This window comes from Flavobacterium tructae (genome assembly GCF_001853485.1).
GTDB classification, from domain to species: domain Bacteria; phylum Bacteroidota; class Bacteroidia; order Flavobacteriales; family Flavobacteriaceae; genus Flavobacterium; species Flavobacterium tructae.
In genome coordinates this window covers 1-15060 of the sequence record NZ_MIKE01000002.1, presented here as the reverse complement: position 1 = coordinate 15060, position 15060 = coordinate 1, and the positions used below count along the sequence as shown (strand labels likewise).

Here is a 15060-nt window from a genome sequence, read left to right as displayed (position 1 = left end):
CTAATAATTTAAATAAAAGCAAAGAATTCCGGTTTTATATTTTCATCAGTATTTCATTTCGAAATAATTAAATGCAGATTTATAACTAACCTAAAGCAGCGACGTCATGTTGTGAATGTCACAATATTAACAAATTATTAAATGACAGAATTCAAAAATTAACAATTGAGGTTTATCATACATTTGTAAGGGTCTTCTTTAACAGTTGAAATTTTTATTATGAGTTCTAATTTAATTATAAGGTTACGTGCTGGTGATGATTCATGCTTTAAAGAAATATATGATTTATACCATTTTAAAGTATTTTGTTTTGTTAAAAAATACACCTCACAATTAGCAGATTCAGAAGATGTAACACAGAATGTTTTTATTCATCTTTGGAAATATCGTACCAAATTAGATCCTCAGGTAAGTCTTGAAGCTGTTCTGTTTAAGAGTTCTAAGCAGGAAATTTCCAGATGGTATAAAAAGCAAAACCGAATCTTTTCGGTTGAAGATAATGCCCTGATTCTGGAATTGGATAGTAAAACACAGTCTGAAGAAGAAGTGAGTTTACAGATGGAAAGAATTGAATACCTATTGGATAAAATCCCTGCTAAAAGAAGAAAAATATTCAGCCTGCACAAGTTTGAAGACCGCAGTTATAAGGAGATAGCCGAAGAAATGGAGATGTCTCCGGGGGCGGTTGCCAACCAAATTTCTAAAACCTTACAATTTCTTAAGAAAAACTCTGTCCATAATCATGAACTCTATTGGTTTGCTTTATTCTTTGTATATCAGACAGAATTAGTATTGTAGATACATTCAGAAGATAAAACCCGTTGGGGGTAATTGATAAAAAAATCACTTAGTACACAGACACATTGGCTTTACGCCCATAAAAGAATATAAAAAGAAACAGGTTTCTTACTTATAGTAGTCTTTGTGTGTTTACAATAAGAGAAATGCCTTTTATGAGAGCGTTAAATCGATGCTTCTATGGATTTAAAAATAATTGCATCCGGTGGATTATGTAAACCTTTTGAAGGTATTTGCGGATTGATTTTGTTCTAAACTCTTGTTGTTAAATCTTTATTCAGATTAAGAAAACGTTAATAGTAATACTGCTCCGTGATATTTGCCAAAGTGAGAATCTAATGTAGTTGAATTGATAGCTGTACGTAAATTTCAAATATTAAATGTTAACTCGAATGAAATCCAAAAGAATGAAAGAAGAATGGAATGTGATCCCCAACCGTGGTATACTTCCTGACAATATTGAGGCAAGAATGTGGAACAATATACGCAGGGTTACGATTGATAAATATAAAAGACTGTATAACTGGATGGCTGTGGCCTGTGCTGTATTTGTAATTTCAATTGGAAGCTTTCATTTTTTCGATTTACATAAAAAAACAGATATTGAAATTACTTCAACAATTACATTTAAAAATGATATCCGACTTATAAGTTTGTCTGACGGAACAAGGGTATGGCTGAATCAAAACTCTCAACTGGAATACCCGGAACATTTTTCAGATAACGAAAGAAATGTGAGCTTAAAAGGAGAAGCTTTTTTTGAGGTAAAACGGGATCCTTCAAGACCATTTGTAATTACCTCAGGAGTTATAAAAACAACCGTTTTAGGAACTTCATTCAACATTAAAGCCTACAATGAAAAACAGCCTGAGGTAAATGTCAGAACCGGAAAAGTAAAAGTTGAAGGTGAAACAAATACGGTATTGTTGCTAAGAGGAGATAAAGCAGTCTATACTGTGGTATCTTCTACCGTAAAAAAAGAAAAGACAGACATGCTGGAACCTGAATGGAAAAAAGCATTACTGTATGTTGACGGATTGACTCTGGAGCAGGTTTTAAATAAATTAAAAGAAGAAAATGATTTTAAGGTAAATTATTTAGAAGAGGATTTAAAAAACCTCACCATTCAGGGTACACTCGACAGCAGGCAGGGGATTTATGAAATGCTGCAGACTGTTGCATTTGCCTTAGAAATAAAAATCAGACCTACCGGTAATAATACCTATTTGATCAGCAGGTAAAAAAGAATACACCATTTTAATGCGATTTTTTGCAGCCTATAACTTTTGAAAAATAAGGTTTATAAGCAGCCGGGGATTTTTATGCCCAAACTTAAAAGATTTAACACGTACATCATATTCAAAAACAAATTCTAATAAACTAATAATTATCAATTATGAACAATGATTTTTCCAGGCAGTTTTCTTTTGTCTTATGGATTTTATTTTTTGGAGTTTTTCTCGGAACAAATACTATTTATTCGCAAACCGGAACTGTATCAGTTGATTTTAAAAATTCTTCGCCTCAAAAAATTATCGAGAATTTAAAATCACGTACACCTTACCAATTTATCTATCAAAAGGATTTAGATCTTAGTCTGCCTCTTATAACACTAAAAAAAGACAATGTTTCCATCGATGAAATTTTAAGTGATTTACAAAAAATGACCAACTTAAATTTTAGAAGAAACGAAAACAATATAGCCGTAAATAGTAAGGATGCGGACAAAAAAAAAAAGAAAGGAAAAATTACAGGTAAAGTTGTAGATACCAATGGACTTTCACTTCCGGGAGTTAACATAAAAGTAATGGAGTTAAATTACGGAGTACAGTCTGATATCGATGGTAATTATATTTTAGAATTAGAACCTGGAGAATATACGATTGAAATCAGCGCTATCTCTTTTCAAACACAGAAAATTACAGGTGTAAAAATAACGGAAGGAGGAGAAACACCTTTGGTTGTTTCCTTAAAAGAAGCCGCTCAGTCACTCAAAGAAGTTGTAATTGTGCAAAATTACAAACAGGCAACAGCTTCAATTCAGGGATTACTGTTACAGCAAAAAAAAGCAGCACAGTTCTCTGATGGTATCTCAGCAGAACAAATTGCGAGAACACCGGACAGAGATGTAGCAAGTTCACTAAAACGGATTACAGGTGTAACCACCATCGATAATAAATATGTTGTAGTTCGTTCTATGGGAGAAAGATGGAATCAGGCCGTTATGGACGGAATTACACTTCCCAGTACCGATGCTTATCAGCAAAACTTTTCTTTTGATATTATTCCAACCTCAATGGTGGAAAGTATCGTAGTCAGTAAATCAGCAACTCCGGATATGTATGCCAATTTTGCGGGAGGTTATGTAGAAATTAAAACAAAAGATATTCCTAAAGAAAATTTTAATAGTTTCTCGATTAGTACTTCATACAACAGCAGAAGTACTTTTAAAGAAAGACTTACTAAGCAGGAAGGTGCTTATGATTATTTAGGTTTTGATGATGGGAGAAGAGATTATCCAACGAATTTGACAGCCTTACCAATACCAACAAATGAAGCTGATTCCGGGCTTTTTATAGAACAGTCTAAGAGGTTTACAGCAGACAATTTTACTACTTATAAAACTTATGCCGCTCCGGGAACAACACTTCAATACGCGATGGGAAGAGCGTATAAATTAAAAGACAATAACAAGTGGGGTTTTGTAGGATCGCTATTTTTTAAAAATACTCAGGATAAACTGGATATTGAGCATACACAAAGAGCAAGTAATGCCGATAATTCACTTTTTGTTCCGGAGACGGATAAAGCATTGTATTCAACGTTTACAAAATACGGATTCAGAAATTCAGGAGCCAACTATACGTTTAATTCAACTTTGGCAGGAATGTTTAATGCGGGAATTCAGTTTGGCAATCATAAAATAACGGCACGTAATACAGTGATGCACATTTACAACAATCAGCTTACTCAGGTAACAGGATGGAGTGACAGTGATGCCATATCTGAAATTATGAATGGATCGATACTTCCTTCTACTTCAGAAACAGATTATCCCGTTTATCAGACCTTGCTGCAAAGCAAATTAGAAGGGAGTCATAAGTTTGGTAAGCTGGATATCAATTGGTTTGGAGCGTATAACACCGTTTCAAAAGATACTAAAGACGCTACTTTTTTGGATACCTACAGAAAAAAAGTGGGTGATGACACTTTACTTTATCACTATGTATACAACTCAGAAACAAGATTTCCTTTCAGCAGAAGTAACTTTACAAATGATGAAACAGATTATAATTTCGCAATAAATTTTAAGTACTCTTTTGACTTTAGCGATACGTACACCAATGATATAAAAGCGGGATATTTTGGGACCTATAAAAAAGCTACCAACCAGCAGGAATCGGCAAAGGTAGTCGTAATGGGTACAGGTGCGGATAAAGCGGAAATTTATGAACCTCTTTCCAAATTTTTAGACGGTTCAAGATACCATTATGGAGGTTTTGGATGGCAGGATTATGGCGTATACGGTAACAGATACGTAGGTGATGTAAAAGTACACTCGCCCTTTTTAATGCTCGATGATAAAATTGGACGTTATATAAGATTAGTGTGGGGAGTAAGAGCAGAAAGCTATTTGTATACCGAAATTGAAAGCCAGTCTGAAGCAGCCGGAGATTTTGGAAAAGATCAAAAAGACGATAAGTTGTGGCAGTTTCTGCCATCGGCAAGTTTGGTTGTAAGTCCTACCAATAAACTGAATATCAGGTTGGGATATAATAAATCAGTTTTGCGTCCTCAATTTGCAGAACGTTTGAGTATTCCTTATTATGATCCTATTCAGTCTGCCAAAATTTATAATTATTCAGGCGGAATGATTTCCAGTGTTTCCAACAATTATGATTTGAAGTTAGAATGGTTTCCATCGGGGGGTGAAATTTTATCTTTTGGGGTATACCATAAAAATATAGACGATCCTATGGAATCAGTGGGAAGTTTAAATCCATCAAGAATCAGAAACATTTATAACCTTAATTCAGCCAATGCTAAACTTTGGGGAGTAGAAGTAGAGCTGTATAAAAGTCTTTCATTTTTAGGGGAAGGAGAAGCCCTTAAAGATATTTTTATCTCCGGGAATGCTTCTATTAACAGAACTAAAGTAACCTCTTATGTCGCCATTGATGGAACAGGAGGACTGTATGAAGCAAACAGACCGCTTTACGGACAGTCGCCCTATACTTATAATTTAGGATTAGATTACGTGGGAGATCGTTTAGGATTTAGTGTGAGACATAATGCTATAGGAGATCAGTACATATTAGTAGGATTTGATTATCAGTCTGAAGAAATCAGAATGCCTTATTCCATTACGGATGCACAGATTAGTTATAAGTTTTTTAAAGAAAAAAATCTCGAATTCAAATGTAGTATGAAAAACTTGTTTGATGCAGCAATTAAAACCTACGATAATTCAAACAGTTATTCACATATTGAAAATGTGCCGGTAGGGTCAAATCCACGAGACCGATACAGCTTAGGGGCAAACGCCACAAATAAATACGACGAAGATATTGACAAAGTATTATTTAAAGCTAAAAGCGGCAGAACGATAAGTGTTTCCTTAAGTTATTCATTTTAAATATACAATTCATTAAGAAGTTTTATCGGAAGGAGTAAAGGATTACTTCGCACGAAATAAATTGGGAGAGAGACTTTTATTTGTCTGAGAAAAAGAGCGGTTTAAGTCAGAAAGATCCGCGATATTAAGAAACCGTTAACAATAAAAATAGTGGTGATATTTTGTTCTTGTGAAGTCTAATATAGTTGTAGTAAGATTAATTTTTTAATTCTTCACTAGTATTAATCAAGGTCTATTGTTTTTTTTTGCAGTCCCTGTATGGTCTTTTAAATACTTACAGCGTTATAAAAAGACCTGCAGTGATTGCATCAAAAGATCAGGAAGAATGGAAAGCAATCCTTTCATTGCGTTGGAAATCCTAAGAATGAAAGATGGAATTTAGGTATAAACCTCCGATGGTAAAGCGGAAAAAGTTTATCAAAAAGATCTTTGCCAAAAACGAGAAAGACCTAAGGAAAGATATTTTGCTGCTCTCTCCAAAGGCCTAGTTTGATTAGCAGCAAATATAGCAATAATTAAATTATTATGAAAAATTTTTTTCTATTTGCAATGGTAGCTCTACTTTTGGGCTCTTGCCAAAATGATGATTCTACTGCAGATTCTTCTTTTTCAATGAAAGCTTCAGGTGCTGATTATGCTCATCCAGCTACAGTACAAACAGTAAGCGGTGCTATTACCTCTAATACAACATGGACAAACGACAGAGTTTGGGAAATCGATGGAGTTATTACGGTAAAAAATGGCGCAAAATTAACTATTCAGGCAGGAACTTTTATTAAAGCAAAACCTTTGGCACCTGGAGTTGCTACAGGAGTTTTGGTAATTACTAAAACGGGACAAATTGATGCACAGGGAACTGCAGAATCTCCAATTGTTTTTACAAGTTATAACTTATTAGATGACAATGCTAATACTTCAGCTCTTCCGGGAGATTTTGGAGGAGTTGTTATTTTAGGAGATGCAGAGGTTAATACAGGTTCTGTAACGAACATTGTTGAAGGATTAGACGATCAGTCTAATTTTACTGAATTTTATTATGGAGGTTCAAACAACAACCACAATGCGGGAATCTTAAGCTATGTACGTATTGAATTTGCAGGACGTATTTTAGATACAGATGTTGAAATTAACGGTTTAACATTGGCTGGTGTTGGAAACGGAACTACTGTTAACCACATTCAGGTATCTTATGGTAAAGATGATTCATTTGAATTTTTTGGAGGTAAAGTAAACGCTACTCATTTAGTTTCTTTTGCTGCAGATGATGACAACTTCGATTTCGATTTTGGTTACACAGGAAGCATCACAAAAGCTATCGCACTTGCAGACAGTAATTCAACTCACAGTTTAAGCGGAGGAAATCCTGATTCTAATGGTATTGAATTAGATAACAATGCTACCGGAACACTTACTACCATTATCACACGTCCGGTTATTTCTCAATTGTCTATTATTGGTGTAAGCTCTTCTACAGTTGCTGATTTGTATGAAAATGCCATTCACGTACGCAGAGCTGGTAACATCAGCCTTACAGATGTAACTGTAACGGGGTACAACACAGGAATTAGATGGGATTCACCTTCAGTTCCATCAGGATCTTCTTATTTAAGAGTTTCAATCCACGGATTTGATAATGTTGCTCTTCCGGTAGGAACAACTTTAACAGGTTTTGGTACAACTACTTCTACTGTTGACCCGGCTACAAAATGGAGCTTAAACCAGCCTTTCTTTAATAATGGCGCTCTTAACTTTACAGGAACAACAGGAGCCTTTAAAACAGAATCTAACTGGACGAATACCTGGACAAAGTTTTCTAATTTCTAATTAGAAAAAAACAGCTTACTAATTAAATACTGCATGGGCAGAGAAATCTGCCCATTTTTAAAATAAAAAACATGAAAAAAACACTACTTTTTTTTGCTTTTATAATGATTACCACGATATCATCTGCTCAATATACAATCTGGGAAGATGATTTTGATGATTCTAATGTTTCAGACTGGAATTTACTGGACAGAGATGGAAATGGAAGTAACTGGATGGCCAGAAAAAACATTCAGTTGGATGCAAGTACCGGAAGTGTAATTGACGGAACTATTGATGTTCTGGGTACCTACAATATTGATTTTAAAACAGGCGGACCGCTTGAAGGATTAGAAAACAATCTGGCCATTAGTCCGGCTTTGAATATTTCTTTTTACTCTGGAAAAATTAGTTTGACCATAAAAGCACAGCCAAGTATTTACGACAGTAATCAGAATATTGCTATCTATGGTTCTACCTCCGCAGATCCCGCCTCTTTTAAGCTTTTGCATACCATTACTCTGGAAAGAAATACTGTTGAAGAGGCAGAATTTAAAAATTATACGGTAGATATTTCGCAGTTTGCCGGCAAAGCCGAAGTATATCTGGCATTAGGAAATAATCTTTCAGGCCCTTTTATTGGTTACGAAATAGATAAAATTTCAGTAATGGCAGAAGCTTTATTAGGAACAGCTGATAATACATTAAAATCATCCTTATGTTATTTAAAACAAAATCCTGTTCAGGATAATCTGGAGTTAGAAATAGCAGAAGAGTATAAAAATGAAGAAACAGTTTTAAAAATTTACAATACGAGCGGCGTTTTAATAAAAGAGTCTTCTTATAAGCCTGAAGGTTTATCTGTTAGTGATTTAATGCAGGGCATTTATTTCCTTTCTGCAAACAATAATGGAGCTTCCAAAAAAATAAAATTTATTAAAAAGTAATCTGATTTTCAAATCAAATTATGCAAACAAAAAAACAAACATGATGAATTTATTGCCAAAGTTATTCGTTTTTTTAATTTTAATTACTCTTGTAACATCTTGTTCTACGGATGAAAAACTGCCTTTTTACAGCAATGAAACCAATCAGCCGGGAAGAGTAACCATTAGCGGTTACAGTGCTTTAAATGATTCACTGCAGGTAAGGGTTAACGATAAAATTATTGAAATTAATAAAGACAAAAAAACGGCCTTCGTCAAAAAAATAGAAAAAGAGTATGACTTTGTATATTTCGGCAGTCAGGGAAAGACTATTTCTATACTAAACAAAAACACTAAGGCAGTACTACATACCTATCAGTTTAATGCACAAAAGGTTAAGGATACCATTTCCTTTTTTGCAAAAGATAATTTCTGGATTGATAATGTTTCGCGTATAAAGCCAGGTGTTTTAAGTAAAACGGCGAACAGCGGTTATAAATTTATTTTTCCCAATCAAAACGTGTATTCTAAAAATAGTTACACAGGTAATCTTGACGGAATTATACGCAAAATCAACGGGCAGGTTTTAGGAACCGTAGAAAATATAAATAAAGAAAAGTTTAGTTCTTTTATTGAATTTCCATTCAGCTCGCCTCCAACCATTTTAATGGAATTGGTAAAACACGGTACAACAGAATCGTATATCCCGGGACAAAAAGTAACGGTTATTATGACCATGTCTGTTAATAAATCAAAATTAATTGTACTGGAAGAAAAATTAGATGCAAATGGTAATTTTTCGGGTGTAGAAGGAACTTTAAACCTAACCGATTATTTCGTTTTTAAATAATAATAAATCTTCATTTGCGGGAATATAAAATCATTACTAACAATCAAAATCAATAAATGAAATATTCAGCTATTTCTGTTTTATCGCTATTTCTTTTTTTATCTGTTTTTCTATTCTCTTGTTCAGATAATGATTCTCCCGCTCCGGTTTATGAAGCAGGTACAAATGAGTATGTTAATGAGTGGATGTACCAGCAGATGAAGAAATATTATCGCTGGAACAGCACAATGCCGGAAAAAGGCCGCTTAGATCTTTCTCCCAAAGAGTATTTCGCAGGTTTACTGCAAAAAGACGATCGATATTCGTATGCTGTGCATCCGGAACAGCCGGAAACGGCACAGCAAAGTCTCAGACGTAAATTTGGATTCGAAGTTTCTTTTTTTGAATTTGAATCGAAATTTTATGGCGTAATTCTGTATGTATTAGAAGATTCTCCTGCCAAAAGAAATGGTTTAAAGAGAGGTCAGCTGATCACAAAAATAGAAGGAACAACACTGAACCAAAATAATTATGATGCATTATATACTAAAATGACCGCATCAACACAGCTGAATTTGCAGACCGTTTCTTATGCGGTACAATCAGGGTTTTCTAATGTAAAAGAAATTTCGATACTGCAGGGCTATAGCTTTTCGCAACCCATCAATTATACTATTATTGAAGCTAAAAGCAAAAAAGTTGGTTACGTCGAAATTTCTCATTTTGATGCCGGACAGGCGCAGGCGTATCTTCAGACTTTTCAGGAACTTAAAAATAAATCAATTACAGAACTTGTCGTAGATCTGCGGTACAATGGAGGAGGAGATATCGCAGCTGCAACAGCTTTAAGTATTATTCTGGCTCCTAATATTCAATCCAACACTCTTTTTATAAAATTTGAAGGAAATACGAATGGTGGAAATGTAGACCAATCCTTTAAACAGGCTTTAGAAAGCAATGAATCAAAAATAAGTTTTGATGCTCTTCGAAATGCTCATCCATCCATAAACAGAGTCTATATTTTATGTGGTCAGCACACTGCATCTGCCTCAGAGCTTATTATAAATAATCTAAAACCTTATATGGAAGTTATAACCATTGGAAACAAGACCTTTGGTAAAGATGTAGCCGGTTTTCCGCTTATAGACGATAGAATATCAACTAAAAAAGGATGGACTTTGTATCCGGCCATATATAAATTATTTAATTCCAGACATGAAGGCAATTATTCAAAAGGAATTGATCCGCTCATTTCCTTAGATGAAATTCAGCAGCCGGAAGTTTTTCCTTTAGGAAACAGTTCTGAGGTTTTATTAGCCAAAGCTTTAAATTCTATTAACGGAAATACTGCTAAAAATAGTCTGGCAACAGCGAAGACGTTTCCTTTATCTGCAAATGAAGCAGACGCTGATTTCTTAATGACAATTCACTAATTCAAACACGATTTTTACTTCATTATGCAGGGTATCGATAAAAGAGAACATCGGAGAATGGAAGAGGTTTTTAATAAATATAAAAACAGTTACAGCAATTCTGTAATTAAACAAGAAGAGGATAATATCAAGATCTGTCAAAATATGGAAGAATTGGATGTCTTGTATAGCAGTTTTATGATTCTGCTGACTGAATTGCAAAGATGTGCCAGAAATTACGAACAGAAAAAAATAGTGACTCGAAGCATACTTCATAAAAATCTAAGAAAGTTGAATTCTGAAGCTTGCCGAAACAGATAAAGTAGAAAAATGCAGTAATTCCAATAGAAAGTAAAAGCCATGAGACTTTACACAGCCGGAGTGTTTGTGTATGTGACTCATGGTTTTATCTAAATAAAAAAATGATATTTCACCTGGTTAGCATGATAAAAACAATACTAAACTCTAACAGCGTTGGAATAGAATCAATTAGTTATTTTCGTTGGCTACTACTTTACTTGCGACAGAATTGACCGGCGAATAATTAAATTTTACTATGTTGAATTCATAGTTAAACTTGTCTAAATCGTTACACCCACAGTCTATTTTGTCAAATTGATCTTTGGTCGTTGAGGTGGCGGTAACATAAGTAAATGTAGTTACAGTTGTTCCTGTTAGTTCAACATAACCTACAACGCAAGTTAAAATGCCAATCGTTTCTGCTGTTACCCGTTTTGCATCTTCTTGTATAATTTTCATATATCGTAATAGATTTGATTCCAGGTATTTTAGTTTATCATTCGAAATCCCTAGTACATCTTCAAAGAATTGTAAATTCACGGCAGAGGGTGTACCGCTATACGATTTTGTACTGGAGTATGCTGATGTTTCCCCCATTCCATTTATAGTTATCATAGCGTTCTGCATTTCGGTGCCGTCTACCAGATACAATCCTCCAATAAAAGGTGTTGTATGGCATGTTTTTTTTAGAGCGGCTCTTATTTCAACGAATAATGCGAGCGCATTCTTAAATGTTTCCAGAATGATTGTTTCTGTTTTGTTATCTGTGTCCTTTGACAGCGATGCCAGCAATAAATTTTCATTACAGGTGTGCAGCCACGCGCCATCAGGGGTGGGCGTAATGCAATATGGTATAGATTTGTTCATGGGTATGTTTTTTTGTTGTGTACGAAAAGGTCCTTATTGTAATTTAAAAACTTGTTCGAAAACTGTTTTTTCTATTGCAGCAAAAACAAATTTGGCCATTTTATGCACTCTTTTCCATTGAATAGAGTAAGTATTCCTTTCAAAGAAGTGCATAAACTGACACAAATTAATTTCTCTTTACGAAACAGGAGTTCCGAAAAAGTTTTGTTGTTGAACTAAAGAGGTTCTACATAGGAATAACCAACTTTTGTATAGTCTACATTATAAGAAAATTTGGTTGAATCACTAGAGCATTTATGTTTGATCAATACAGCAGCAGAAGAAGCTTTTGAAACTGCATATACAACAGACGTTGTAGGTATATTCAGACCAGGTACTAAGGATAGAAGAGTGATAGTGGTACCAAAGTTCTCAGCTGTTGTGTTACCCGCAGCCGCAGCCTGAGTTGCCGCCATCGCTCTATTAAGATAGTCGCGCATTGGGTTTACTGAACCACCCACACCTGATAGGATATCGTTGAAGAGCTGTTCATTTGCCTGCTGTATAGTACCATTACCAATTAATGCTCTTTGTACTACATTAGTTTGTGACATTCCTCTTATGGAATTCAAAGCTTTTACCATAGCATCTTGATTTAGGGTATAAAGACCATCCACCACTGTTTGCCCCGAAGTTGCCTTTACAGCATCTTTTATTTTGTTTGGAACTTGCAAGGCTCGTAAGAAGGCATTTCCCATTATTCGGTTTTGCTCATCAGTCCATATGTCTAGTTTATAATAAAAGATGTAATCAGTTCCTTCTGTGTGTATCCATGTACCGTCATTAGTAACACCACGTGTTTCACGTATAACATAATCATGTTGCTCGAATTGGTTATTATCAATAATAGTGCTCATTTTTTTTTGTTTTTGGGGTTGCAATCATTGCTACAAGAATTTATCACTACCTGTAACAACTAACCTCAGACCACCAGACTTTCTGGCATTTCTAAGGTATTTGTCTTACTCATGAGGCTTTTCAGTTTCCGCCCCTGTAATAAAAACCTCTACAGGAAGGTTTGTTTAAGTGGGTAATGCAGCATTGTTTTTTTCTACTAATAAACGAATTAAGCAAGACCATAAATCCGTGTTTTTTTATTTTACTTTTTAGAATATCGTATTCTAATTACGCTTGGTATTGTAAAAATTAGCTTACTGATAGTTTTTTGTTTTGTAATATTACTCTTCAAAATTACTTTTTTATAAAATCATGAGATAGCGTATAAATACTTGATTTTTAATAAATTAGTATTTTTTTTCTGTTTGTAAGGCCAATCAACAGTTTATGCTAAAAATAGGTTGAAACAAAAAGTCCTGATTTTCATCGGGACTTTTCCTTTTGCGGCAAAAATGATATCTCTTTCAATGCGCTGTTGTAATGTATTTCGAACTTCTTAAAATCAAAAGAACTTAACAGGGCGCTTTCATTAAAATGAAGCAGAGTGAATTATGGATGGTTGGTCTCTTACGAGGGAAGTCCGTAATTTTTATGTGAAAAATCCGTAATTTTTAGGTAAATGTTATTGCTATTTTGGTGAAAAATCTGTCATCTTTTGATTTAGACATAAGGGATGGCAAATAAGAAGGATTAAAAAAGGATAACATAGAAAAATTTAGTCTTGTAACATCCTTAGTGCTTGTTAAATAAGCATTAGAAAGGAATACTGGTTCGGATTAAAACACACGAATGTGAAATTTATGGATAGAAACATAGAATCAAAGAATATTTATTTAGTTTCAAAATATTGGAAGAAAAAAATATTGAACAGAGAAAAAGTGCTTGGGTTGCAACAGCAACAAAATAGTCTTCCTTGTATTACTATTAAGGCCCAAGAACTAGATTATTTTAATAGACTTACCAATAAAAACGAAATAGCTCAATATACAGTTATAAGTGCGATCTATTCTTTTTTGTTAAAGAAACTGATCCATGAATTTGATGGTTATCTGGTGTCAAACTATAAAGAGCAAGACAATTCTTTACTTCTGTCATTTCCTGTAGATTTAAAAATTTCATTTAAAGAATATCTTCAAAAAGTAAAGCTTGAAATTTTAGAGACCTTAAAAAATTCCGATTATAATAATGCTCTTATAGCTGAAAAAACAAATGTTGATGATTTAAGTCTTTTATCTCATTACGGTATAAATTTCAATTCAGCCTCTAAGTTAGATTGTAACGGTATTTTGTTTCATGTAAAAATAGAGGATACTATAGAAATTCACGCTTCTTATTTAGAAGGTTTTGTAAAGCAAACCATAGTGGAATATCTGGTTCAGCATTTGAATTATTTTATCGTTAATTTAGAGCAGAATGTAGCGTTTAATTTATCAGAATATCCACTACTATCCCCAAAAGAGAAGCACCAAGTAGTAGTAGATTTTAATGATACTAATGTAGCTTATCCGAAAGATAAAACAATAGTAGATTTATTTGAAGAGCAAGCAGCAAAAACACCAAATAATGTTGCCGTTGTATTTGGAGCAACAGAATTAACTTATAGTACATTAAACGAAAAGGCAAATCAGCTTGCCCATTATATTTCTTCAAAACATATTGTAAATAACGGAGATATAATTGGAGTGTTCCTGCCTAAATCAGATACAGGAATCATTTCGTTATTGGCAATAGTAAAGCTAGGCGCAGTTTATCTGCCTATAGACACCAATTATCCTCAGGAAAGAATAGATTATTTAATAAAAGACAGTGGTTTAAAATTGTTAATTGCTAATGATGCCACTTTAGCTATTGATAATTGCGAAACAATAGCTATTAAATCAATCCATTTTGATACTAGTAGCAGTGATACTATCAATGCAGTCATTTCATCCGAAGATTTAGCTTATGTAATTTATACTTCAGGTTCTACAGGGCATCCAAAAGGGGTAATGGTAGAACATAGGAGTGTCCTAAATATGGCATTAGATCAAATCAGATCTTTTGAAATTTCCGAAAGCGATACAATCGCATGGTTTGCTTCGGTTTCTTTTGACGCTTCTATATCGGAGATTCTGATGAGTTTGTTTAGTGGTGCGACGCTATCTATTCCGACAGAAGAAATAATTAAAGACCAGAATCAGTTTATAAACTTTTTAAAAGATACAAAAGTATCAGTTGTAACTTTTCCTCCAAGCTATTTAGGATTATTGACAGAGAATGATATTTCTGGACTAAGATGTATCATTACAGCCGGTGAATCTGCTAATCCGGGTAAAGCAAAAGCAATTGTAAAATCAGGAATTGATTATTATAATGCATACGGGCCTACAGAATGTGCTGTTTGCGTATCGATATACGAAGTAAAAAAAGATTTTGATAAGTCTATTATTCCAATTGGCAAACCAATCTCCAATACTCAGGTGTACATCTTAGACGAAGCCTTACAACTGTTGCCAATAGGAGTTACAGGAAAGCTATATGTATCAGGAGCAGGTGTTACCAGAGGGTATTTGA

At 34.1% G+C, this 15060-nt stretch carries 10 protein-coding genes; 8 read left to right on the top strand and 2 right to left on the bottom strand.

The window, feature by feature from the left end:
• Nucleotides 1-219 precede the first annotated feature (219 nt).
• The 7 genes from BHE19_RS00580 (at nucleotide 220) to BHE19_RS00550 (ending at nucleotide 10425) form a co-directional block, all read left to right on the top strand.
• Nucleotides 220-798 (top strand): RNA polymerase sigma factor, encoded by a 579-nt coding sequence (locus BHE19_RS00580; protein WP_017496307.1) that lies wholly within the window; start codon nucleotides 220-222, stop codon nucleotides 796-798.
• 392 nt (nucleotides 799-1190) lie between these two features.
• The gene (locus BHE19_RS00575; protein ID WP_070905548.1) at nucleotides 1191-2039 is read left to right on the top strand and encodes a FecR family protein; all 849 of its coding nucleotides are present in this window, start codon (nucleotides 1191-1193) and stop codon (nucleotides 2037-2039) included.
• 155 nt (nucleotides 2040-2194) lie between these two features.
• Nucleotides 2195-5434, top strand: coding sequence for a TonB-dependent receptor (locus BHE19_RS00570; protein ID WP_083342428.1), 3240 nt, complete (start codon nucleotides 2195-2197; stop codon nucleotides 5432-5434).
• Between the two features lie 525 nt (nucleotides 5435-5959).
• Nucleotides 5960-7258 carry a hypothetical protein gene (locus BHE19_RS00565; protein WP_070905547.1) on the top strand — a complete coding sequence of 433 codons (1299 nt, stop codon included), beginning with the start codon at nucleotides 5960-5962 and terminating at the stop codon, nucleotides 7256-7258.
• Between the two features lie 71 nt (nucleotides 7259-7329).
• Complete coding sequence (locus tag BHE19_RS00560; protein WP_070905546.1) at nucleotides 7330-8184, top strand: T9SS type A sorting domain-containing protein; 855 nt, start codon at nucleotides 7330-7332, stop codon at nucleotides 8182-8184.
• A gap of 40 nt (nucleotides 8185-8224) precedes the next feature.
• A complete protein-coding gene (locus tag BHE19_RS00555; protein WP_233431340.1) occupies nucleotides 8225-9013 on the top strand; it encodes a hypothetical protein in 789 nt (262 codons plus the stop codon).
• A gap of 56 nt (nucleotides 9014-9069) precedes the next feature.
• On the top strand, nucleotides 9070-10425 hold the full coding sequence (locus BHE19_RS00550; protein ID WP_070905544.1) for a S41 family peptidase: 1356 nt from the start codon (nucleotides 9070-9072) through the stop codon (nucleotides 10423-10425).
• 468 nt (nucleotides 10426-10893) lie between these two features.
• Here the strand turns inward: BHE19_RS00550 and BHE19_RS00540 are convergent, their stop codons facing one another.
• Nucleotides 10894-11571 carry a hypothetical protein gene (locus tag BHE19_RS00540; RefSeq protein WP_070905542.1) on the bottom strand — a complete coding sequence of 226 codons (678 nt, stop codon included), beginning with the start codon at nucleotides 11569-11571 and terminating at the stop codon, nucleotides 10894-10896.
• Between the two features lie 215 nt (nucleotides 11572-11786).
• Nucleotides 11787-12308, bottom strand: coding sequence for a hypothetical protein (locus BHE19_RS00535; RefSeq protein ID WP_123923562.1), 522 nt, complete (start codon nucleotides 12306-12308; stop codon nucleotides 11787-11789).
• A gap of 999 nt (nucleotides 12309-13307) precedes the next feature.
• On the opposite strand from BHE19_RS00535, the gene BHE19_RS00530 reads away from it, so the two are divergent.
• Nucleotides 13308-15060 (top strand): amino acid adenylation domain-containing protein (locus BHE19_RS00530; RefSeq protein WP_165607893.1); only part of this gene is annotated, 1753 nt, incomplete at its 3' end.

Coding starts and splice junctions, on each gene's coding strand:
- BHE19_RS00580 (WP_017496307.1), top strand. CDS start 220: ATGAGTTCTAATTTAATTATAAGGTTACGTGCTGGTGATGATTCATGC.
- BHE19_RS00575 (WP_070905548.1), top strand. CDS start 1,191: ATGAAATCCAAAAGAATGAAAGAAGAATGGAATGTGATCCCCAACCGT.
- BHE19_RS00570 (WP_083342428.1), top strand. CDS start 2,195: ATGAACAATGATTTTTCCAGGCAGTTTTCTTTTGTCTTATGGATTTTA.
- BHE19_RS00565 (WP_070905547.1), top strand. CDS start 5,960: ATGAAAAATTTTTTTCTATTTGCAATGGTAGCTCTACTTTTGGGCTCT.
- BHE19_RS00560 (WP_070905546.1), top strand. CDS start 7,330: ATGAAAAAAACACTACTTTTTTTTGCTTTTATAATGATTACCACGATA.
- BHE19_RS00555 (WP_233431340.1), top strand. CDS start 8,225: ATGATGAATTTATTGCCAAAGTTATTCGTTTTTTTAATTTTAATTACT.
- BHE19_RS00550 (WP_070905544.1), top strand. CDS start 9,070: ATGAAATATTCAGCTATTTCTGTTTTATCGCTATTTCTTTTTTTATCT.
- BHE19_RS00540 (WP_070905542.1), bottom strand. CDS start 11,571: ATGAACAAATCTATACCATATTGCATTACGCCCACCCCTGATGGCGCG.
- BHE19_RS00535 (WP_123923562.1), bottom strand. CDS start 12,308: ATGGGAAATGCCTTCTTACGAGCCTTGCAAGTTCCAAACAAAATAAAA.